This is a genomic window from Streptomyces rhizosphaerihabitans, assembly GCF_025399795.1.
Lineage (GTDB): Bacteria > Actinomycetota > Actinomycetes > Streptomycetales > Streptomycetaceae > Streptomyces > Streptomyces rhizosphaerihabitans.
Genome location: NZ_JAODTZ010000032.1, coordinates 20,034 through 42,093 on the forward strand (window position 1 = coordinate 20,034; position 22,060 = coordinate 42,093).

Consider the following 22,060-nt stretch of genomic DNA (forward strand, 5'->3'; position numbering starts at 1 on the left):
GCCCCGGCCCGCGCGGACGGTGCCCGTGGGGCCCGGTAAGCGCCCGTGCACGTACCATTGCGGCATGTCCTTCCTCCGCCGCCGCAGCGCCACGCCCGCCGGGCCCGACTTCGACGTTCTGGCCATGGATCCGGGCGACTGGCCCGGCAATCTGGGCGCGGGCCTGCTGCCCGCCCCCGACGGCAGCTGCCAGGGTGTCTTCCTGCGCTACGACCTGTTCGGCGGCCGCGGTCCCGCGATGATCATCGGCAATCTGCCGGAGGGCTCCCAGGCCCGTGACGTCGCCGAGGGCGAGGTCCCCTTCGAGGTGGCCCAGCTGCTGATCGCGTTGGAGAACGACGAAGAGGTCACCGTCACCGGGACCGAGGACATGCCGGTGATGCAGGGCGACAACCTTCTGATCGTGCGGCGGCTGAAGCTCTCCGAGACCCGGATCGCCTGCGTCCAGTTCGACCGCAGCGACAACGTCCTGGTGACCATCGCCGCCTGGGACCGTCCGATCACGGACGACCTGTACGCCCTGCTGAAGCCGCTCCCGGCGGAACTCTTCCAGCAGGGCTGAGGCCGAACACCCCTCCAGGCGTCACAGTTTGAGGGTGAACCAGGTGGTCTTGCCCGAATCGGTGGGCCGGATGCCCCAGTCGTCGGCGAGCGCGCGGACCAGGATCAGTCCCCGTCCCGACTCCTCGTCCTCGGTGGCCGTCCGGGGCTGCGGCAGATGCGGGCTGCGATCGCTGATCTCCACGGTCAGATCGGTGGCCGTGCGGCACAGGTGCAGGCTGATGGGCCCCTGGGCGTGCTGCACGGCGTTCGTGAGGATCTCGGAGAGCAGGAGCCGGGCGTCGTCCGCGGAGGGCGCGCAGTCCCAGGCGGTCAGCGCCTTGCTGAGGAAGGCGCGGCCCTCCGGCACCGATTCGGGCGCCGCGGGCAGGTCGGTGCTGATGGTGGCCAGGGGCCCGTCGGGGAGCCGGGTGAGCAGCAGTGTGACGTCGTCGTTGTGTCCCTCGGCGTCCGGCAGCAGGGTGGCCAGCACATGGTCGGCGGCCGCCTCCAGATCGGGCGCGGTGGTGAACAGGCCCGTGAGGGTCGAGGTGAGCTCGGCCAGCTGGTCCTCGATGTCGCTGCCGGGCGTCTCGATGAGACCGTCGGTGTAAAGGACGAGCGTCGCCCCCGGCGGTATCACCGAGGTCGCCTGCTCGTAGAGGATGCCGCCGACACCGAGGGGCGCGTTCACCGGCGCGGGGAGCGGCCGGGCGTCGGCGCCGGGCGTGGCCACCAGTGTGGGCAGATGCCCGGCGGAGCAGACCGTCACCTCGCCCGCGTCGGCGGAGATGACCAGATAGCAGCAGGTCACGAGCTGGTCGGGCACATCCAGATCGCCGACGACCGCCTCCAGGGCCTGCATCAGCTGGCGGGGCTGCATACCGGTCTTGGCCAGGGCGTGCGCGGCCGACCGCAGCTGGCCCATCACGGCGGCGGCGTCCAGTCCGCGGCCCATCACATCGCCGATCAGGACCCCGACCCGGCCGGCCCCCAGCGGGATCAGGTCGAACCAGTCGCCGCCCACCCCGGCTCCCTGTGTGGCGGGCCGGTAGCGGCTCGCGGTGGTCAGGCCGGGAATGGCGGGCGGGGTGCCCATGAGGCTGCGCTGGAGGGTGAGGGCGATGTGCCGCTGCTGTTCGTAGAGGAAGGTCAGCTCCGCCTCGGCCTTCTTGCGGTCGCTGATGTCCCGGACGATCGCGCACGCACCGATCACCGAACCGTCCGTGGCACGGGTCGGCCACAGTGTGATGTCCACGTCCAGCAGGTCGCCCGAGCGCGTCAGCCGCAGGGTCTCGAAGTGCTCGACCTTCTCACCGCTGCGCAGCCGGTCCAGGAGCAGGTCGATCTCGCCGCGCCGCTCGGTGGTGGCGAGCAGCGACACATGCCTGCCCATCACCTCGGACCGGCTGTAGCCGTACAGCCGCTGGGCCGCCGCGTTCCAGTACGTGATGTGGCCGTCCAGGGTCTTGGCGAGGATCGCGTCCTGGGAGGACTCCACCAGACCGGCCAGTTCGTTGATCCGGGCCTCGGCAGCCTTGCGGTCGCTGACGTCGCGGACGGCGGCGGAGACGAGCAGGCCGTCGGCCGTTTCGAGTGGGCTGAGGCTGATCTCGACGGGGAATTCGGTGCCGTCCTTGCGGAGGCCGTGGAGTTCGAGTTCGGCGCCCATGGGGCGGACCTGTCGGTTGTCGGCGTAGCCGTCGCGGTGGCGGTGGTGGTGGGCGCGGAAGCGGCCGGGTACGAGGAGTTCGACGGGATTGCCGAGGAGTTCCTCGCGTTTGTATCCGAAGAGGGCTTCGGTCTGGGCGTTGACGAGTCTGATGGTGCCGGTGTCGTCGACGATGACCATGGCGTCCGGTGCTGCCTCCAGCAGCCCCCGAAACCTTTCCTCGGCAGCCTTGCGGTCGCTGACGTCGCGGACGGCGGCGGAGACGAGCAGGCCGTCGGCCGTTTCGAGTGGGCTGAGGCTGATCTCGACGGGGAATTCGGTGCCGTCCTTGCGGAGGCCGTGGAGTTCGAGTTCGGCGCCCATGGGGCGGACCTGTCGGTTGTCGGCGTAGCCGTCGCGGTGGCGGTGGTGGTGGGCGCGGAAGCGGCCGGGTACGAGGAGTTCGACGGGATTGCCGAGGAGTTCCTCGCGTTTGTATCCGAAGAGGGCTTCGGTCTGGGCGTTGACGAGTCTGATGGTGCCGGTGTCGTCGACGATGACCATGGCGTCCGGTGCTGCCTCCAGCAGCCCCCGAAACCTTTCCTCGGCCCCTGCCGGTGCGCTCTCGCGCGTTGCGCCGCCGCACCGGCATTGCCGGGGGTCCGCCACATCGGCGGGCCGCGTTGAAGTCTCTTTGACGAAGTCGCCCATACCCGCCCCAGATGTGCCGCGTACTGTGAGCGACCCATCCCAGCGCACATCGATCGGGCGCGCGGTTACATGTCGTTAACTGGCCCTACCGAGGTCGAACCTGTCCTAGGCGGCACATTCCCTGGTCGGTTGCCCGGGTCATTGTCGTCACCGACGGACGGAAACCGGGTCCGCTCCGCGCGGACCCGGCTCCGCATCATCGGGATCCGCTACGGAACCAGGTCCACGTCCGCGGCCCGCACGAACTCCACCCGGTGCCCGAACTGGATCTCGTAGTACATGTCCGTACCGATCACGACCCTGTGCGGTGTCGTGTCGAAGGTCGGCGCGTAGAAGTACTCGCCGGGCACCTTGTCACCGGCCGCGTACCGCTGGCCCGCGAGGATCTTGTACGGCAGCGGCGAGACGGCCTGGACGGGCACGCCCGCCGGATAGGCCTCCTTCTCCGGGTACGCCCTTCCGTATACGGGGATCTGCGCCAGCCCCTCCTTGGGTGTCACGACGGGCCCCGACGCCCGCACCGCCGTCGGCTGCTTGCGCGGGTTCTTGAACCAGGCCTTCTGGCCCAGGTACCAGATCGCCGTCCAGTCGCCGTCCCGTCCGGCGAGCGCGTACCGCTGACCGGTGGAGACGCGCGAGGCCACGTCGTTCACGCCCGTCGTCGAGGCGTCGCCCTTCGGGTACAGGCCGATGTCCTGGATCAGTGGTGAGCTCTCGTCCGGCTGGGAGTAGAGCCGCACCTCGCTGGAACCGTGGGCGGCACAGGGCTCGCCCTTGGTGACGCAGCCCGTGTACACCGGCTGGTTCGCGTCGAAGTCGGGCAGGACGGTCACCAGGTCGCCCTTGCGGAACGAGCGGTGGAAGGGGTGCCCGAGCAGGGTGAAGTAGTGCTGCCAGTCCCAGTACGGACCCGGGTCCGTGTGCATGCCCGGAATGGTGGAGGTCGTGGGGCCCGGTACGTTGTCGTGCCCCAGGATGTGCTGCCGGTCCAGCGGGATGTCGTACTTCCGGGAGAGGTACCTCACCAGCCGGGCGGAGGCGCGGTACATCTCCTCCGTGTACCAGGCGTCGGGTGCGGTGAGGAAGCCCTCGTGCTCCAGGCCGATGGACTTGGCGTTGATGTACCAGTTGCCCGCGTGCCAGGCCACGTCCTTGGCCTTCACGTGCTGGGCGATGTGCCCGTCGGTCGAGCGCAGGGTGTAGTTCCATGAGACATACGTCGGGTCCTGGACGAGGTTCAGCACACCGTCCCAGGTGCCTTCCGTGTCATGGATGACGATGTACTTGATGCTCTGCGACGTGGGCCGGTCGCCCAGGTCGTGGTTGCCGTAGTCGCCCTCGCCGAACTCCTCGTACGGGGCCGGGATCCACTCGCAGGACACCGTCCTCGGGCATTCCGTGCCGTCGGCGGAGGCCGTCCGCAGCCCTGCCTCTCGCAGCTGGGCCGTGTCGGGGCTCAGCCGGGGCTGAGCGTCGAGGGTGACCTGCTGGCCGGCGTCCGTGGTGCGTCGCTCGCCTGAGCGCATCACCTCGTAGGCGTCGTCGGCGTAGGTCGCCGCGGTGGTGCTGTCGTCCGCTCCCGAGAAGCGCGCCACCGCTCCGTACCAGTCGGCGGCGTCGTCGCTCAGGGGCTCACCGAGGTCCCGCTGCGCGGCGGCGAGGAGCGCGGCGCCGCCCGCGACGTTCGCGGCCGCGTCGGTGCGCAGTTGCTCCGCCGGCAGGCCGGTGAGATCGGCGGCCTTCGTCAACGTCTTGAGCCGGGCCGGAAGTCGGGAGTCGGTGGGCGCCGACGCGTCGGGCAGGAGCGCGGGACGCGAGCTGTCGCCGCGGGCATCCTCCGTGCCGTCGCTGTGATGCGGAGTCCCGGCGATCGCCGTCCGGGCGTCGGTCAGGTGCATGGGACCGTAGCCGCCGGTGACGCTCGGGGCGCCGGCGTGCGCGTCCCAGCGGGACTGCAGATAGGAGACGGCGAGCAGCACGCTCTGCGGAACGTGGTATTCGGTGGCCGCGGCGGCGAAGGCTCGCTGCAACCGGGCCGCGGGCGCCTGCTCGGCGGAGCTCGAAGGGGCCGCGCCGAGCAGCGGCAGCAGCAGCGCCGCCGAGGCGACGGCTCCTGCGGACCTGCGCGCGCGTCTGTGCCCGGTGGTGCCCTTGGGTTCGGTGGCGGACCAGTGCAATGCAGCCTCCTGGGACGGTCGGGCGCGGTGGGGCGTGCGAGGGCCGAACGCGTCAGTGCTACCGGCTCTCCGACGATCCGTCAATCATGCCCACAGGCAGGCGATTTCCCATGTCAGTGCGGGGTGAACGGGGTTTCGTGGCGGCGGCCTCCCGGCCTGCGGGGCGTCAGTGGAATGGACCAATGCGCCGAACGGAGGGCTGTACATGAGGGAGGTCCGCGGTGCGCCCGTACCTCGGCGTCACCGCGGACCTCCGTCCCCCGTCAGCGAGTCCCGACCGCCGCTCGCACGGCCCGGCGGGCCATCTGGCAGTCGTCGTGCAGCCGCCTCAGCAGCAGCCGCTGTTCCTCGCCGGACGGCGCAGCAGCCGGGTGGGCCGGGCCCGCTGCCGCCGGGGCCGCGTCGTGCAGGGAACGCTGCACTGCCATCTCGTACGTACGGATCTCCCGGGTGAGGACGATCATCAGGTTCACCAGGAAGGCGTCCCGTGCCGCCGGGCCGGCCGACTGCGCGAGCTGGCTGATCTGACGGCGCGCCACGGGGGCGTCACCGAGGACCGCCCACAGCGTCGCCAGGTCGTAGCCCGGCAGATACCAGCCCGCGTGCTCCCAGTCCACCAGCACTGGACCGGCCGGTGAGAGAAGGATGTTCGACAGGAGGGCGTCGCCGTGGCAGAACTGACCCATGCCCTGGCGGCCGGACGACGTCGCGATGCCGTGCAACAGCTTCTGCAGATCGCCCATGTCCCGGTCCGTGAGCAACCCCAGCTCATGGAATCGGGAGATCCGTTCCGCGTAGTCCAGGGGGGCGTTGAAGGTCCCCGCCGGCGGCCGCCACGCGTTCAGCCGACAGATGGCGCTCAGCGCGGCGCGGATGTCCGCGCGCGGCGGGGCCTCGAGCGGGTGGCGCTGGAGCGCGGCCACCCGGCCCGGCATGCGCTCGATCACCAGCGTGCAGTTGTCCGGATCCGCCGCGATCAGCCGGGGCACCCGCACGGGCGGGCGGTGCCGGACGAACAGGCGGTATGCAGCTATTTCGTGCCGGATCCGCTCGGCCCAGACGGGGGAGTGGTCCAGTAAGCACTTGGCGACGGCCGTGTTGCGCCCCGTCGTGCCGACGAGGAGCACGGAGCGTCCGCTGCGGCGCAGCACCTGGACCGGAGCGAACTCCGGACAGATCCGGTGCACCGACGCGATCGCCGTGCGCAGCTGGGCGCCCTGAGGGCCGGACAAGTCGAGTCTCCCGCTGAGCGGTTGGGTGCCGAGCCCCGGCACGCGCCGCGTCCGGCCGGCACCGAGTACGGGGGCCGCCTGACGTGCGGGGTCGAGGTAAGGGCCGCTGCCCACCGGGCGGGAGTGCAACGACCGGGGCGGAGCGGACACGGAGGACGATGCTGTGTACATGGGCGAAACAGATCCCTTCGTGTGCCTGCAAGTTGCCGCGCTGCCCGCCCCGGCCGCCTGGTTCATCCTGGGGAATGTCCCTGGCAACCGGGTCGGGGTGGCGCGTTCCTACCTGACACCCGACGTCCACTGGCACACCATCTGGCGCACCCTGGCGAACCCTGGCGAATAGTCGCTCAGCAACTGACAGGCGGTTACTGTCGAAATCAGCCGAGAACCTGGGGGCTTGACGTGAACGGACAACCCAACACTCGTCTGTCGGACCTGTTCGGCCTGGCCGGCTGGTCCAAGGGCGAGCTCGCGAGAATGGTCAATCGGCAGGCGGCGGCCATGGGCCACCCCCAGCTGGCGACCGACACCTCGCGGGTGCGGCGGTGGATCGACACGGGAGAGATCCCGCGCGATCCGGTGCCGCGGGTGCTGGCGGCTCTGTTCACCGAGCGTCTCGGCCGTGTCGTGACCATCGAGGACCTCGGTCTGGTCAGGCACGGGCGCGCGGGGAAACGGCAGGGCGGCGGGAGTGCGGAACATCCCGACGGAGTGCCGTGGGCGCCCGAGCGGACTGCCTTGGTCCTCACCGAATTCACGGGAATGGACCTCATGCTCAACCGACGCGGCTTGGTGGGCGCGGGTGCCGCGCTCGCCGCGGGATCCGCACTCAGCACTGCCATGCACGACTGGCTGCACACCGATCCGGCCCTGACGGCCGACGCTCCGCAGTTCGAAGACCCCCTGCACGCCGACCCCGCCGGGTTCGACCGGTACGAGGCCGCCCCCATCGGGTCGCAGGAGATCGAGGAACTGGAGCGCTCCGTCGAGGTGTTCCGGGCCTGGGACGCGGCCCGCGGCGGCGGGCTGCAACGCAAGGCCGTGGTGGGCCAGCTCAACGAAGTGGGAGGCATGCTCTCCTACCGGCACCCCGACCATCTCCAGCGGCGCCTCTGGGGCGTCGCCGCCAACCTCGCCGTCCTCGCGGGCTGGATGTCGCACGACGTCGGCCTGGAGCCCACGGCTCAGAAGTACTTCATCATCGCCGCCCACGCGGCCCGGGAGGGCGGCGACCGGCCCCGCGCCGGGGAGGCGCTCTCCCGAGCGGCTCGCCAGATGGTGCATCTGGGCCGGCCCGACGACGCACTCGACCTCATGAAGCTCGCCAAGTCCGGTTCCGGCGAAGAGGTGCTGCCCCGCACCCAGGCGATGCTGCACACCATCGAGGCCTGGGCTCAGGCGTCCATGGGCAAGGGCCAGGCCATGCGGCGCACCCTCGGTGTGGCGGAGGACCTGTTCGTCTCCGACCGTGGTGACGTACCACCGCCCAGTTGGATGCAGTTGTTCGACGAGGCCGATATGCACGGCATGCAGGCTCTGGCCTACCGCACCCTCGCCGAACACGAGCCGGCCGCCGCGGTGACCGCGCAACGTCACGCCAAGGAGGCGCTGAAGCTGCGGGAGTCGGGCCGGGAGCGGTCGAAGATCTTCGACCACATCTCCCTCGCGTCGGCCTGCTTCATCGCCGACGATCCCGAACAGGCCGACCGCTACGCGCGACTGGCACTGACGTCGATGGGCTCCAACTCCTCCCATCGCACCTGGGACCGGTTGCGCGAGATGTACCGGCTCACCGGGCAGTACTCCAGCTATCCGAAGATCAGCGATCTGCGTGAGGAGATCAAACTCGCGCTGCCGAAGGGTGCGTTGAAGCCCAGGCGCGGCAACAGTGCGCGGGTGTAAGGGGCCTGCTCCCACATCCCCGCGTGCGGGTGCCGGTATTCGGGGCGGGTCGCGCTGCGACGTGCCGCGGCGACTCGGCTGACAACGACGTCAGCCGTCAGGCGCCGAAGCCGATCCTGACCCACTCTCCGTCGTGTCCGACTCGGGTGTCATCGGTGTGCGGTGTCGGCAGGGTCAGCGTCATCGGCGTCAGGGTCCGATCCGGGCGATGAGTACGCAGGCGTCGTCCTCGCGCTCGGTCTCGCCGAATTCCTCGACAACCATCCGTACACAGTCCTGGGCCGTACGGGCCTCGCCGAAGCGCGGGGCCAGGTCGAGCAGCCTCTGGACGGCCGCCGTTCCTCCCAGGCTCCCGGCTTCGTCCGGGTCCGGGGCATCCGATCGCCGGGGCACCAGCCCCTCGGTGTGCAGGAGCAGCAGGTCGCCCACACGGAGGTCTACTTCGGCCTGCCCGTAGACGGCACCGGAAGTGGCTCCCAGCAGTACGCCGTCCGGTGCGGCCAGCGCACACCCCGTCCCGTCCCGGAACAGCAGCGGGGCGGGGTGTCCTGCCTGCGCCCAGCTGAGGGTGCGGGTCGCCGGCAGGTAGCGGCAGCAGACGGCGCTGCCCAGGGCGGGTTGGACGGTGGCGTCGAGCAACTGATTGAGCCAGGAGAGGAGTTGACCCGGCTGGGTGCCCGCCACCGCCATACCGCGCAGGGCGCCGAGCAGCATCGCCATCCCCGAGGTCACGGTGACCCCGTGGCCGGTCAGGTCGCCGACGCTCAACAGGGTCTCCCCGTCGGGGAGTTCGAGTGCGTCGTACCAAGTGCCGCCGACCAGCGTGCTGGTCGAGGACGGCAGATAGTGGGCGGCCACGTCCAGCGCACGGGGGCCCTGGCGCGGGAACCGCAGGGAACCGCGCCAGGGCGGCAGCACCGCCTCCTGGAGTTCGACCGCGAGCCGATGCTCGGTCTGTGCGACGTGCTGCTGGCGCCTGAGCGATTCACGGGTCTCACCCACCGTCCGCTGACTGAGGCGCAGTTCGCTGACATCGCGCAGCACGGCCCACATCGAGGCGGTGCTGCCGTCGGCGTCGAGCACGGGCTCGCCCATCATGTGCACGGTCCGCACTCCGCCGTCGGGACGCACGATGCGGAACTCCCCGTCGATGGGCTTGGCGTCGATGAGGCAGTCGGTGACCATCGTCGTCAGCATCGGCCGGTCATCGTCGAGGACCAGGGAGGGCAGTTCGTCGAGGGTGAGCGGGGGAGCGGCGGCGTCGCGGCCCAGGATCTGGTAGAGCTCGCCGGACCAACTGGCCTCGTCCGTCAGCAGGTTCCACTCCGCGCTGCCGACCCGGCTCAGCAGTGAGCCGTGCCGGGATGCGCCCGGTCCGGTTCCCGCGGTGGGCACGGCCGCGGGCTGGACGGGTACGGCCGGCGGTCCGTCCCGCAGCTGGGCCAAGTGTTCGTCCAGGTCGTTCAGTTGGTGGAGTGCCAGATTGCACAGCGCGCGCTGCCAGCGCCCCTGCGCGTCCTCGTCGTCGGCGGGCGCCTCACGCCGTACGGCGTCCACCTCACCGCGCAGACGCCGCGTCTGCGAGATGAGCGCGTCGACCGTGCCGCGCCGGGGCGGCTGAGCGGCGGGGCGGTCCGCAGAGAGATGGGGTGGCATGACGTACTCCGATGCGGGGACGGTACGACCTAGGCTGACGGAAGGACCGTTACGACTGTCGCACAGCCCGCGACGCGCTGTAAGGGATTTGGCAACACCCGATACGGTCGTGCTTCTGGTATATGCCGCAGTCCTCCCGGAGCGGGCGACTGGTCCCGATGCGGTAGATGTTGCTCGGGGGCAAGTCGTAGACACCGTACGCGACTTGAGGGTCGGTGATGGACCCGTGGAGGGTTTTCATTCTGCTGTTCGAGGGGTGTTTGTACGAGCCTGTGCGTCGCGGATTCGCGCCCGGCCGCCCGCCCTTCATCACGCGCCCCGTCAGGCGTCGCCCGTGAGGCGTCGCCCCTTCGCGGGGCCTCTCAGAGCGAGCGCACGAAGTCCGTCACCTCGGCCTCGTAGAGAAACGACGGATCGATGCCCATCGAGGTGAAGTTGCCCTCGATCTCCAGCGCGACCATGCCGTGCAGATGGGCCCACAGCATCGTGGAGCGCGCGGCGACCGCTTCCGGTACGCCCTCGAAGCCGTGCCGCTCCTGCCACTCCCGGAACTGCGCCGCCGCGCCCTCCGGGACCCGCGCGTCCGGCTCGGCCAGGGCGCTCACCGCGTCCAGGAGCACGGTCATGGCGGGCTGTGAGGCCTCGACCAGACTCGCCGACTGGGCGTCGTAGCCCTGGAGCGGGGCCCGGAAGAGCAGGCGGTAGCGATGCGGCTCGGCCAGCGCCCAGGCCCGGTAGGCCCGGCCCAGCTCGGTCAGCCGGGTGACGGCGTCCTCCGTGCAGGCCTCCGCGGTGCGGGAGAGCGCCGACGCCAGGTCCCCGTAGGCGTCGATGACGAGGTCGGTCAGCAGGCTGTCCCGGTTGGCGAAGTAGCGGTAGAGCGCGGGTCCCGTCATGCCCAGCTGCTTGGCGATGGCGTTGAGCGACAGCGCTTCCGGGCCACCCTCGGCCAGCTGGCGCAGCGCCGCCGTCTTCACTTCCTGGCGTACCTGCGCGCGGAACCGGTCGCGCGGGCCCGTCCCGGTCCGGGTTTCAGCGGCCATGTCATCGCCTCTTCGTATCGGGTGCGGGAGGGTGTGATAGTTAGAGACTATCACGGTCGCAATAAGCAGTAACGAAACGGCTTCGCGCCGGGGTTCCGGCCGGGCGCGCGGGTCTTCCCGCAGACGGCGCAGCCGGGATCAGCCATGATCGCCGCGTACAACGGTGATCACGTGAATCCCGGGCTCGGCCGGTACCCCAGGCACCGCGGAACGATCACGGCAGTCCGCCCAACGGCAACGGCAACGGCAACGCCACGGCCGCCGCGCGCCGGCCGGTCGATCAGGCGTAGAGGTCCGGGCGCGGAGCGAGGTCGACGGCCACCCGGCCGCCGTTCTCCAGCGCCCGGACTCCCGCCTCGGCGACGGCGGACGCCGCGTACCCGTCCCAGACGCCGGGCCCGGTGACCCGGCCCGCCCTGGTCGCGTCCACCCAGGCCTGGACCTCGCGGTCGTAGGCGTCGGCGAAGCGTACGAGATAGTCCTGCGCCACCTCCTCGTGCGTGCCGCCCGCCGTCGTCACGGTCATGGTGTGCTCGTCCCCGATCCGCGCGCTCCCCGACTCGCACACCGCCTCGCACGTCACCTGGTAACCGAATCCGGAGTTCACGAAGACCTCGACGTCGACCAGCGCGCCGCCGGCCGTCTCGAACACGACGAACTGGGGATCGATCAGACCCTCGGGGGCGTTCGAGGACGGCTGGGGGCGCAGCACGGTCACCGCCGCGAGTTCCTGGCCCAACAGCCAGCGCGCCGCGTCGATCTCGTGCGAGACGGAGCTGTTGACCAGCATCGCCGAGGTGAAGCCGGGCGGTGAGGCGACGTTGCGGTGCGTGCAGTGCAGCATCAGGGGGCGGCCCAGCCGACCGCTGTCCAGCAGGGACTTGAGGCGCTGGTACTCGGGGTCGTACCTGCGCATGAACCCGACCTGCGCCAGTCGCCGCCCGAGCCGTACCTCCGCCTCCACCACCCGCAGCGCCCCGTCCGACTCCGGCACCAGCGGCTTCTCGCACAGCACCGGCAAGCCGCGCGCGAAGGCCGCGAGCAGGGCCTCCTCGTGCGCGGGGCCCGGGGACGCGATCAGTACGGCCCCGACGCCGGGCGCGTCCAGCGCGGCCGCCGCCTCGGCGTGGACCGACACACCGTCGATGCCCGCCACCGCCGCCTCGGCGCGAGCGGTGTCGGGATCCGCCACGGCAGCGACCCTGGCGCCGCTCACCACCTTGTCTATACGGCGTACATGGTCGGCTCCCATGTGTCCGGCACCCAGTACCGCCACACCCAACAGCTCACTCACGCGGTGCGCACCTCTCCGACGACAGCTCGGACGCTTCCGTCCCTGTCATCCGATTGTCGGCCGGGGAGATCAATAACGCAGCACCCTGACGGCTTCCTTTGCCGGGCATTCAGGGCAATTGGTTGTTAATGTCGCTCAAGTCGCCAGACGACGTCGCCCGCATCGTGGTCGCGCACGACGATGCCTGTCTCCGCAGGACATCCCCATGACGCAGGTCGGCACCGAATCCGAGGCGCCAACGGCCGCCAAGCTGACGCTGGTCACCCTCACCATGATGGTCGTCGGCTCCATGGTCGGCGCCGGTGTCTTCTCCCTCCCGCGACGGTTCGCGCAGGAGACGGGCGTGGCGGGCGCGCTGATCGCCTGGGCCGTCGCCGGCACCGGCATGCTCATGCTCGCCTTCGTCTTCCAGCGGCTCGCGATCAGCAGACCCGACCTCGACGCGGGCGTCTACGCGTACGCGAAGGCGGGCTTCGGCGAGTACCTCGGATTCTTCTCGGCCTTCGGCTACTGGGCCAGCGCCTGCGTCGGCAACGTCACCTACTGGGTGCTCATCATGTCGACCATCGGGGCCATCGCACCCGCGCTCGGCGACGGGGACACCGTCCTCGCGATCGTGCTCTCCTCGGTCGGCCTGTGGGCCTTCTTCCTCCTCGTCCGGCGCGGGGTGAAGGAAGCTGCGGCCATCAACCGGATCGTCACCGTGGCCAAGATCGTCCCGATCCTCGTCTTCATCGTCCTTGCCCTCTTCTATCTGAAGCCCCAGGTCTTCGCCGACAACTGGGGCGGCGCCGACTACGCGGGCTCGCTCTTCCAGCAGGTCAAGGGCACCATGCTGGCGACGGTGTTCGTGTTCCTCGGAGTGGAGGGGGCCAGCGTCTACTCCCGGCACGCCAAGCGCCGCGAGGACGTCGGCCGGGCCACCGTCCTCGGCTTCCTCAGTGTGTTCGCCATCTTCGCCTCGGTCACGATCGTGTCGTACGGGCTGATGCCGATGGCGGAGATCGCCGAGCTCAGGCAGCCGTCGATGGCCGGGGTCCTGGAGAGCGCGGTCGGCACCTGGGGCCAGGTCTTCGTCAGCGTCGGCCTCATCGTCTCGGTGCTCGGCGCCTACCTCGCCTGGACGCTGATGGCGGCCGAAGTCCTGTTCGTCGCCGCCAAGGACGAGGACATGCCGCGCTTCCTGTCCCGCTCCACCGCCGCCGACGTGCCGGTGCCCGCACTGCTCCTGACGACCCTGCTCTCCCAGGTCTTCCTGTTCGTCACGCTGTTCTCGGACGACGCCTTCAACTTCGCGCTCGACCTGACCAGCGCGCTGACGCTCATCCCGTTCCTGCTCGCGGCGGCCTTCGCCGTGAAGATCACCCGGGGCAGATTCGGCGGCGACCTCGTCGTCGCCTCCCTCGCCACCGTCTACACCGCGTTCCTGCTCTACGCGGCCGGACTGAGGTTCATCCTCGTCTCCTTCATCATCTACGCGCCCGCCACCGTGCTGTTCGTGATGGCGCGACGCGAGCAGGGCAGAGCGCCGTTCTCGCCCCGCGAAGTCGTCATCCTCGCCATCTCGATCGCCGGTGCCGTCCTGGGGATCGTCGCCCTGGCGCTGGGCTGGATCAGCCTCTGAACCGTCAGCCTCCGACCTGGAGAAAGGCACACCGTGACCAGTCAAGACACCACGAGCCGTCCGGCGTACGGCGTCCACTCCGAGGTCGGCAGGCTGCGCAAGGTCCTGGTCTGCGCACCCGGCCTCGCACACCGCAGGCTCACCCCGACCAACTCCGACGACCTGCTCTTCGACGACGTGATGTGGGTGGAGAACGCCCAGCGCGATCACGCCGACTTCGTCAACAAACTGCGGGGACGCGGCGTGGAGGTCGTCGAACTGCACGAACTGCTCGCCGAGACCATGGCCGTCCCCGCCGCGAAGGACTGGCTCCTGGACCGGAAGATCACCGCGAACGAGGTCGGACTCGGTCTCATCGACGGCACCCGGGCCTACCTGGAGTCCCTCGCACCCGCCCGCCTCGCCCAGTACCTGATCGGCGGACTGGCCACCGCAGACCTGCCCGACGAGTTCCGCTCCGGCTATCTCTCCCTGGCCCGCGAATCGACCGGGGTGCGCGAGTACCTGATGCCGCCGCTGCCCAACACCCTCTACACCCGCGACACCACCTGCTGGCTCTACGGCGGGCTCACCCTCAACCCGCTCTACTGGCCGGCCCGGCACGACGAGACGCTCCTGATGAAGGCGGTCTACTCCTTCCACCCGGACTTCGTAGGCTCCACCGTCTGGTGGGGCGACCCCGAACTGAGCTGGGGCCAGGCCACGTTCGAGGGCGGCGACATCATGCCGGTCGGCAACGGCGTCGTCCTCATGGGCATGAGCGAGCGCACCTCACGGCAGGCCATCAGCCAGGTCGCGGCCGCGCTGTTCAGCAACGGCGCGGCCGAGCACGTCGTCGTCGCGGGCCTGCCGAAACTGCGCTCCGCGATGCACCTGGACACCGTCTTCACCTTCGCCGACCGCGACCTCGTCACTCTGTATCCCGCCATCATGGACTCGGTGCACACGTTCTCCCTGCGGCCCAGCGACAAGGCTCCCGGTGTCGAACTCACCGACGAGGGCTCACGCGACTTCACCGATGTCGTCGCCAAGGCGCTCGGACTGTCCGAACTGCGGATCGTCGAGACGGGCGGCGACGTGTACGCCTCCGAGCGGCAGCAGTGGGACAGCGGCAACAACGCCGTCGCCCTGGAGCCCGGCGTGGTGTTCACCTACGACCGCAACACCCAGACCAACACCCTGCTGCGCAAGGCCGGCATCGAGGTCATCACCATCGTCGGGGCCGAGCTCGGACGGGGACGCGGTGGCGGCCACTGCATGACCTGCCCCATCGTGCGGGACTCCGTCGACTTCTGACGCCCAGCCGGAGATTCCGGCCCTCGGCAGGCGTCTTCCACGCTCAGAAGGAGTCCGGATCGGCGGCGGCCCAGTCCTTGGCCCAGGACGAGGGCGGCTCGGCGAGCAGCACCCCGGGAGCCAGCCACTCGTAGAGCTCCGCGTACGACCGTACGGTGGTGGGGCCGACGCGCCGCAGCAGCCGGTGGGGCGTGAGGTCGCCCGGATCCCGTACGCCCATCGCGGCCATGATCCGGCTCGCGCTGTGAACGGTGGCCCGCTGGTAGCGGTGCACGCGCTCTGACTTGTCGGCCACGTCCAGCGCGCGGACCCGGCGGGGATCCTGGGTCGCCACGCCCACCGGACAGGTGTTGGTGTGGCAGCGCCGGGCCTGGAGGCAGCCGACGGCGAACATCATCGCGCGGGCCGCGTTGGTGTAGTCGGCGCCCTGGACGAGGCGTTTGACGATGTCCGAGCCGGTGGCGACCTTGCCGCTCGCCCCGATCCGGACACGGTCCCGCAGCCCGGTGCCGACCAGCGCGTTGTGCACCGTGATCAGCCCCTCGGTCAGCGGCGTGCCGATGCTGCCGTCGAACTCCGCGGGCGCGGCCCCGGTGCCGCCCTCCGAACCGTCGACCACGATGAAGTCGGGCGTCACGCCCTCGGCGAGCATGGCCTTGCAGACGGCCAGGAATTGCCGGCGCGAGCCGACGCAGAGCTTGAAGCCGGTCGGCTTGCCGCCCGCCAACTGCCGCATCCGGGCGATGAACCGCACCAGTTCCCGCGGGGTCGAGAAGACCCGGTGGTACGGCGGCGACACCACGGTCCGGCCTTGGGGGACATCGCGGGCCCGCGCGATCTCGGCGCTCACCTTCGCCCCCGGCAGGACCCCGCCGATCCCCGGGTCCGCGCCCTGCGAGAGCTTCAACGACACGCACTTCACCTCGGGCAGCGCGGCCTTGTCCGCGAACTCCCGCGCCTCGAAGTCCCCTTCGGAGGTGCGGCACCCGAAATACCCCGTGCCGATCTCCCAGACGAGGTCGCCACCGCCCCGCAGATGGTGGTCCGACAGGCCGCCCTCGCCGGTGTCGTGCGCGAAACCCCCCATCGCCGCACCCCTGTTGAGCGCCATGATCGCGTTCGCCGAGAGTGCCCCGAAGCTCAGCGCGGAGACATTGAGCAGAGCCATGTCGTACGGCTGGGTGCAGTCGGGGCCGCCGACGCGGACGACGGGCGGCTCGTCCGGCACCCGGACCGGACGCATCGACGGCTCCAGGAACTCGTGGCCGTCCGCGTACACGTCGATGTCGGTGCCGAACGGCTCCTCGACCTCGACGCCCTTGGCACGCTCGTACACGAGGGCACGCACCCGGCGGTCGTAGGGCCGTCCGTCGTGGTTCCGCTCGACGACGTACCGCTGGAGCTTCGGGCGCAGCGCCTCCAGGAGGAAGCGGAGATGGCCGGAGAGGGGATGGTTGCGCAGGACGGAATGACGTCGCTGCCCCAGGTCCCAGCCGCCGAGCACGGTCAGCGCCAGCAGCGGGGCCGCCGCGCACCACCACCACGCCGAGACGCCGCGGACGAGGACGAGCGCCCCGGCCGCACCGAGGGCGACGAGCAGCAGTGGGAGCATCCGGCGCACCCCATGAGTCAAACCCATGGAGACGAAAGCCGCCGATCGGGACACCCGGGGATCACGGGGTCCCGCGACCGGCGGCTACGGACGGCCCGGGTCCCGCGCCGCGCGAGCACGCGTACGCCCGGGAGGGGTGCCGCTCAACGAACGCCGAGCACCCTGTCCGCGGCGGCCGCGGACGGCTTCCACCATGTCGTGACCGGCTCCCACACCAGGACGGCGGAACCGGCGCCCAGCTCGCGCGCGGTGAAGGCGCGCCCGAAGAGCGAGGGATCGGCCGAGACGGTGATCGAGCGGACCCGGCGGGCGTCCGGGTCGGACCTGTCGGCGATCGTGCGCACGGACGCGTACGCGGTCAGGCCCGCGGCGATCCGGTACGGAGCGCTCTGTCCGGCGGGCTTCGGCAGGGCCGCGCCGTCGAGGTTGCCGAAGGTGACGACGGGGACGCGGTCGACGGTGCAGGCGCGGCTCGATCGGTTGGTCACGCGCAGGTGCAGTACGCGGTGGTCCGCGGACTGCTCGGCCCGCAGTCCGAGGGCGTTCGCCGAGCACTTCCTCGGCTGCGCGGCGGCCTTCGAGGGACGGGCGCCGGAGGGTGCGGACGGCATGGCAGCCGCACTGCTCTGGGGTACCGCGAGGAGCAGCGCGGCGGCGACGGCGGAGAGGGTGAGGACGGGTCGGATACGCATCGGTGCTGTTCCCCCTGCTGTGGTCATGTGCGGGCTCGGCGGGCCGGATGAAGGCGACGCCTGTCCATAGTGACCTTCGGCGGGTACGAGAGGCTGTAACCGACTTGTCCGTGTTACGTATCCGAGCCCGTTCTGTCACCGTCCGGGCGGATGCCTTGGCCGTTCGGGGCACCCCGGAGCCGGTGGGAGAGGCGCCTGGCCGTGCGGTCGTCGGCGCCGCGCCCGCGGCACGCCTGCGCCGCCGGTCAGCCGGCGTCCGTGTCCTCCGGGCCGCAGGAGCTTCCGCTGGCCGGCAGGGACCCGTACAGCAGGAAGTCGTCGACCTTCCGGTGCACGCACTTCGAGGACGCGTACCCGGTGTGCCCCTCGCCCTTGTTGTCGAGCACCACCGCGGAGGAGCCGAGGCGCCTGGCGGTCTCCAGGGTCCAGCGGTAGGGGGTCGCCGGATCCCCGCGGGTGCCGACGAGCAGCATCTTCGCGGTGGGTACGTCGCGGACCTCGTCGCGTATGTAGTCGGTGCCCTTCGGGCGGCCGTAGCACATCAGCACCTGGGCGAGCCGGTACTGGCCGAAGACGGGCGACGCCTCCTCGTAGGCGGCGCGCAGTCCGGCGATCTGCCGGGTGACCTGGTCGGCGCTGGGCCGGTCGGGGTCGTCGGCGCAGTTGACGGCCATCAGGGCGGCGGGGAGGTTGTCGAGGGGGATGTCCTCCTCGTCGACGAGCCCGCCGTTCTGCTTCGGCCGCTGCCGGGCGGGCGTGGAGGTGTCGGGCAGCGAGGCGCCGCCGTACAGCTGCGTGAGTCCGTGGGTGTCGCCGTCCTGGACCAGCAGGTTGAGGGCCTGTTCGAGGACGGGCCACATCGCCTTGCTGTAGAGCGCCTGGCTGACCGCCCCCACCAGGTCCTGTCCGGTGAACTCCTGGCCGAAGTCCGACGGCACCGGTTCCTCGTCGAGCGACCTGACGAGCTGGACCACCTGCTCGCCGGCGCTGCGCTGATCCTGTCCGAACGGGCAGGCCATGTTCTTCGCGCACCAGGTGATGAAGTCGTCGAGCGCGGTCTGCTGTCCCTCGGCACCTATGAGGCCCTGCTCGGCGATCGGCTCGGTGAGGGTGTCGACACCGTCGAGCACCATCCGCCCCGTCTTCTTGGGGAACTGGGCCGCGTACACCGCGCCGAGCCGCGTCCCGTACGAGAAGCCGAGATAGTTGAGCTTCTTGTCGCCGAGCGCCTGGCGCATCACGTCCAGGTCGCGGGAGGCGTTGACCGTGCCGATGTGGGGGAGGACGGCGCCGGAGTGCTCGGCGCACGTGTCGGCGGCCTTCTTGACCGCCTTGAGCGCCGCCTGCACGTCGGTGCCGCCGGCCGTCGCTCCGAAGATCGCGTCCACACCGTCGCCGCAGCTGACGGGCGAGGACCGGCCGACGCCGCGGGGGTCGAAGGTCACCACGTCGTAGCCGTTCGTCAGGCCCATGAAGTCCTTGCCTCCCGCGGCGAGTTCGGGAATTCCCGCACCGCCGGGACCACCGAAGTTCAACAGCACCGAACCCCGTGAACGGCCCGTCGCCCGGTAGCGCGCCAGGGCCAGGTCGAGCGTGCCGTGGTCCGGCCTCGCATAGTCCAGCGGGACGGTGACCTTGCCGCACTGCAGGTCCTCGGGCATGCCGTCGCCCTTGCAGGCCGCCCACGCGATCTTCTGGCCGTAGAAGCGGGACAGGTCGGGCCCGTCGTCGGCGGCCGCCGCCATCGGCAGACCCGCCGCCATCAGGGTCAGCGTCGCGGTGGCGGCTGCCACGACCGCGAAGCGTTGGTGCATGGACTGCATGCCTGCCTCCAGGGTCGCCCTGCGGTGGACCGGCGGTACCCCCCGGATCACGATAGGCGTGGCCTCGGGGGCACGCCTCTGGGCGGGCGCGACCGGCCGCCGTGCCTTACTCTGCCCGCCGACATCCTTCGAACAGGGGCGGTGCGCCGTTCGACAGGCGTGACCCTCGATGGGGTGAAAGGCCGATAAGCCATAACTCGGATGGGTCACAGGCGTTCTTGGCAATGTGGGCGAGTGCCCGCGACGATGTCAGGAAGGCAGTGAACCTTATGAAACGGGTGACCCGAAATGGCTTGATCGCCGCGGCCGCCGCCTCAGGCGCGCTGGCCGCGGTCATGCCGGCCCACGCCGACTCCGCGGCGAACGGCACGGCGGCAGGCTCGCCCGGCGTGATCTCCGGAAACACCGTCCAGCTTCCCTTGCACGTTCCGGTGAACCTGTGCGGGAACACGGTCGACGTGGCCGGGCTGTTCAACCCCGCCGCGGGCAACCGCTGCGCCGACGTGAGCGCCGGAGGCGGGACCGCCGCGTCCGGCGGCGGGCGGCACGGGGGAGCCCGCGGGCACAGTGGTGGCGGCGCAGGCGGTGGCGGCGCGCACGGTGGCGGGGTCACGGGCGGTGGCGCGGTCGCGCACGGTGGCGGAAAGGATTCACCGGGTGTGCTCTCGGGCAACGGCCTTCAGCTCCCGGTGGATCTCCCGGTCAACGTCAGCGGCAACTCCGTGACGGTGGTCGGCCTCGGCAACGCGTCCGTCGGCAACGAGTCCGTCAACGCCTCGGGCGGCAAGCCCCGGCAGCCGCACCACCTCGCGAAGCCCGCCCCGAGGCCGTCCACCCAGCCCGCGGTGACCCCGGAGACCGGGGCACGGGGACAGGTCCGGCCGCAGAGCGGGGCCGTGGCCTCCCTCGCCCATACCGGCGCGGACCAGACGATGCCCGCCATCGCGGCGAGCGCTGCGCTGCTGCTGGGCGGCGCCGTCCTGTACCGCCGGTTCCGGCCCGCCGCGGTCCGCTGACACGCGGCGATCACGGACCGGAGGCTCCATCGGACGGGTGACCGGTGGAGCCTCCTCCAGGTGTGTTCGCCCCCGCGCCCCCCCGCGAGTCGACTTCGGCCGTGTCGGGGGAGGAAGAGGAGGGAGTCTCAGGGCGCGGCGTCGAGCAGGTCGAGTGCGCTCTGCTGCCGGGCCGCGTCGGTGCGGTCCAGGGGGCCGGACCAGCGCAGACCGTACTGGTCGAGCGCGTTGCGGTCCCCGGCGTGGGCGGCGTCGGCCTGCCGCCCCAGATAGGCGGAGTACGGATGGTCGGGCAGCGCGGCGTCGAGCCGGCCGAGACCGCGGACATGGGCCCCCTTGAAGGACGGCCCGTCGGCCCCGCAGTCGCCGCTCTCGCACGGGTCCCGCAGAATCCCGCCCGCGGTGTTGAGCACCGGGGAGGTGGTCGCCGCGTCGGCGATCTGCCGTGCCGCGTCGAGCGTCCCGCTGTCGCCGGTCGCGCGGTTCAGCTCGGTCAGCGCGCCCAGGAGCACGCCCTGGTTGTACGACCACACGGTGCCGCCGTTGTTCCGGCAGGTCGACAGATCGATACCGTCGTTCACCAGGTGAGAGGTGTTCACCATGCCCGTCGTCCGGAACCAGGACCAGCCGGCCAGGGCCCGCGAGAGATAGGCGCTGTCACCGGGCACCCGGTTGTGCAGAGCCGCGTTGAGCTGGATGTAAAGGGAGTTGGAGATCGCGTTCTTGTACGTCTTCGCGGTGCTCCACCACACCCCACCGCCGCAGGCCGAGTCCCAGTACGCCGCCATGTGATCGGCGTCGGCGCGTGCGGTGCTCAGATAGCGGCTGTCGCCGGTCAGGTCGTACGCGGCCACCCAGGCGAGTCCCCACCAGCCGGTGTCGTCGAGGTAGTCGTTGCGGAACTGCCCTCCCTGTGAGCCGAGTTGACGGTCGTAGGTCCTCGCGATCGCGTACTTGTAGCTGCCCATGCCGGTCACCCGGATGTTGTCGATCAGGGCCGTGAGCGCGTTCGCGGAGTTCCACCAGCCGGTCGTGGAGAAGAGCCCGGTGGAGTTGTCGTAGAACATCATCTGGGCCGTCGCGGCGGCCGTACGCCGCTCACCCGCGTTCCAGGTCGTGCGCGCCCAGGCGGTGCACGCGATGTCGGTGCGGTCCCCGGCCTTGCCGCAGGCGCGCAGGGCGCCGACACCGAGGTTGCCCCAGTCGTCGACGTTGTACATGAGGGTGCGCCACCCGCGCTGACCCGTGGGCACGGAGGTGTTTCCGAGCCGGCTGCCCGAACTCCAGGTGCGGCCACCGTCGAAGGACCGGTCGAGCCACACCTCGTCGCCGGGGCTGCCGTTGTCGAGGGACGCCCAGCCCATCGCGTCCGTGTCGTCGAAGTGCAGGGTGATGGAGCGGGAGAAGAGGGTGGCGGAGACCGGGGTGCGGTCCTGCGGCGCCAGAGCGGGGTCGCGGGTGTCGCAGTACTTGTTGCAGACGGATGCGGCGGCGGACGCGGGGGTGGCGGACGTGGCGGTGGCTGGGGCGACGGGTCCGGCTCCGGCTCCGGCGGCGCGTGCGGGGAGTGCCGGCGCGGCGGGTGCGGGAAGCGCCAGTGCGGCGGGCGTGGGGAGTGCCAGCGCGGCGGAGAGTGCCAGGAGGACCGGAACGGCTCTGCTCAGACCGTGGGACAACGTTGTCTTCATGGTCGACCTCTGTTCGGGGAGAGGCGTAGGTGGGGGCGGAGAGCGCTCCCGGAAGTTAGTTGCGTGACGCGTGCGCGTCAATAGTTGTGGAGGTGTCGCGAGC

The 22,060-nt window shown here is 70.8% G+C and carries 16 protein-coding genes; 6 read left to right on the forward strand and 10 right to left on the reverse strand.

Features of this window, described 5'->3' with window-relative positions:
- Positions 1-64 precede the first annotated feature (64 nt).
- A complete protein-coding gene (locus N4G66_RS27915; RefSeq protein ID WP_261706991.1) occupies positions 65-562 on the forward strand; it encodes a hypothetical protein in 498 nt (165 codons plus the stop codon).
- A 21-nt stretch (positions 563-583) separates the two neighbouring features.
- On the opposite strand, the gene N4G66_RS27920 is transcribed toward N4G66_RS27915, so the two are convergent.
- From N4G66_RS27920 to N4G66_RS27930, 3 genes are all read right to left on the reverse strand, one after another.
- The gene (locus N4G66_RS27920; protein ID WP_261706992.1) at positions 584-2,902 is read right to left on the reverse strand and encodes a SpoIIE family protein phosphatase; all 2,319 of its coding nucleotides are present in this window, start codon (positions 2,900-2,902) and stop codon (positions 584-586) included.
- Positions 2,903-3,111: 209 nt separating this feature from the next.
- A complete protein-coding gene (locus N4G66_RS27925; protein WP_261706993.1) occupies positions 3,112-5,079 on the reverse strand; it encodes an N-acetylmuramoyl-L-alanine amidase in 1,968 nt (655 codons plus the stop codon).
- Positions 5,080-5,342: 263 nt separating this feature from the next.
- Entirely contained in the window at positions 5,343-6,482 is a 1,140-nt protein-coding gene (locus N4G66_RS27930; RefSeq protein WP_261706994.1) for an aminoglycoside phosphotransferase family protein, read from the reverse strand.
- Here N4G66_RS27930 and N4G66_RS27935 point away from each other — a divergent pair.
- Entirely contained in the window at positions 6,481-6,654 is a 174-nt protein-coding gene (locus N4G66_RS27935) for a hypothetical protein (protein WP_158997174.1), read from the forward strand. The two genes, N4G66_RS27930 and N4G66_RS27935, sit on opposite strands and share 2 nt — an antisense overlap.
- Positions 6,655-6,713: 59 nt before the next feature.
- Positions 6,714-8,213, forward strand: coding sequence for a DNA-binding protein NsdB (locus tag N4G66_RS27940; RefSeq protein ID WP_261706995.1), 1,500 nt, complete (start codon positions 6,714-6,716; stop codon positions 8,211-8,213).
- Positions 8,214-8,402: 189 nt separating this feature from the next.
- Here the strand turns inward: N4G66_RS27940 and N4G66_RS27945 are convergent, their stop codons facing one another.
- The 3 genes from N4G66_RS27945 to N4G66_RS27955 all read right to left on the reverse strand — a co-directional run bounded on the left by N4G66_RS27945 (position 8,403) and on the right by N4G66_RS27955 (position 12,206).
- Positions 8,403-9,869 carry a PP2C family protein-serine/threonine phosphatase gene (locus tag N4G66_RS27945; protein ID WP_261706996.1) on the reverse strand — a complete coding sequence of 489 codons (1,467 nt, stop codon included), beginning with the start codon at positions 9,867-9,869 and terminating at the stop codon, positions 8,403-8,405.
- A 362-nt stretch (positions 9,870-10,231) separates the two neighbouring features.
- The gene (locus N4G66_RS27950; protein WP_261706997.1) at positions 10,232-10,912 is read right to left on the reverse strand and encodes a TetR/AcrR family transcriptional regulator; all 681 of its coding nucleotides are present in this window, start codon (positions 10,910-10,912) and stop codon (positions 10,232-10,234) included.
- A gap of 280 nt (positions 10,913-11,192) precedes the next feature.
- Positions 11,193-12,206: a Gfo/Idh/MocA family protein gene (locus N4G66_RS27955; protein WP_261706998.1), complete on the reverse strand. Its 1,014-nt coding sequence runs from the start codon at positions 12,204-12,206 to the stop codon at positions 11,193-11,195.
- A 205-nt stretch (positions 12,207-12,411) separates the two neighbouring features.
- Between N4G66_RS27955 and N4G66_RS27960 the strand changes: the two genes are divergently transcribed.
- Positions 12,412-13,830, forward strand: a complete 1,419-nt coding sequence (locus N4G66_RS27960) for a basic amino acid/polyamine antiporter (protein ID WP_261706999.1) — start codon at positions 12,412-12,414, stop codon at positions 13,828-13,830.
- Positions 13,831-13,863: 33 nt separating this feature from the next.
- Positions 13,864-15,126, forward strand: coding sequence for an arginine deiminase (locus N4G66_RS27965; RefSeq protein WP_261707000.1), 1,263 nt, complete (start codon positions 13,864-13,866; stop codon positions 15,124-15,126).
- A gap of 43 nt (positions 15,127-15,169) precedes the next feature.
- Here the strand turns inward: N4G66_RS27965 and N4G66_RS27970 are convergent, their stop codons facing one another.
- The 3 genes from N4G66_RS27970 to N4G66_RS27980 all read right to left on the reverse strand — a co-directional run bounded on the left by N4G66_RS27970 (position 15,170) and on the right by N4G66_RS27980 (position 19,253).
- Entirely contained in the window at positions 15,170-16,738 is a 1,569-nt protein-coding gene (locus tag N4G66_RS27970) for an FMN-binding glutamate synthase family protein (RefSeq protein ID WP_261707001.1), read from the reverse strand.
- A gap of 143 nt (positions 16,739-16,881) precedes the next feature.
- Positions 16,882-17,430 (reverse strand): DUF4232 domain-containing protein, encoded by a 549-nt coding sequence (locus N4G66_RS27975; RefSeq protein WP_261707002.1) that lies wholly within the window; start codon positions 17,428-17,430, stop codon positions 16,882-16,884.
- A 245-nt stretch (positions 17,431-17,675) separates the two neighbouring features.
- Positions 17,676-19,253 carry an alpha/beta hydrolase gene (locus tag N4G66_RS27980; protein ID WP_261707003.1) on the reverse strand — a complete coding sequence of 526 codons (1,578 nt, stop codon included), beginning with the start codon at positions 19,251-19,253 and terminating at the stop codon, positions 17,676-17,678.
- A 269-nt stretch (positions 19,254-19,522) separates the two neighbouring features.
- On the opposite strand from N4G66_RS27980, the gene N4G66_RS45710 reads away from it, so the two are divergent.
- Complete coding sequence (locus N4G66_RS45710) at positions 19,523-20,269, forward strand: chaplin (protein ID WP_315903701.1); 747 nt, start codon at positions 19,523-19,525, stop codon at positions 20,267-20,269.
- A 128-nt stretch (positions 20,270-20,397) separates the two neighbouring features.
- Here the strand turns inward: N4G66_RS45710 and N4G66_RS27995 are convergent, their stop codons facing one another.
- Positions 20,398-21,957 (reverse strand): glycoside hydrolase family 76 protein, encoded by a 1,560-nt coding sequence (locus tag N4G66_RS27995; RefSeq protein WP_261707004.1) that lies wholly within the window; start codon positions 21,955-21,957, stop codon positions 20,398-20,400.
- Positions 21,958-22,060: the final 103 nt, after the last annotated feature.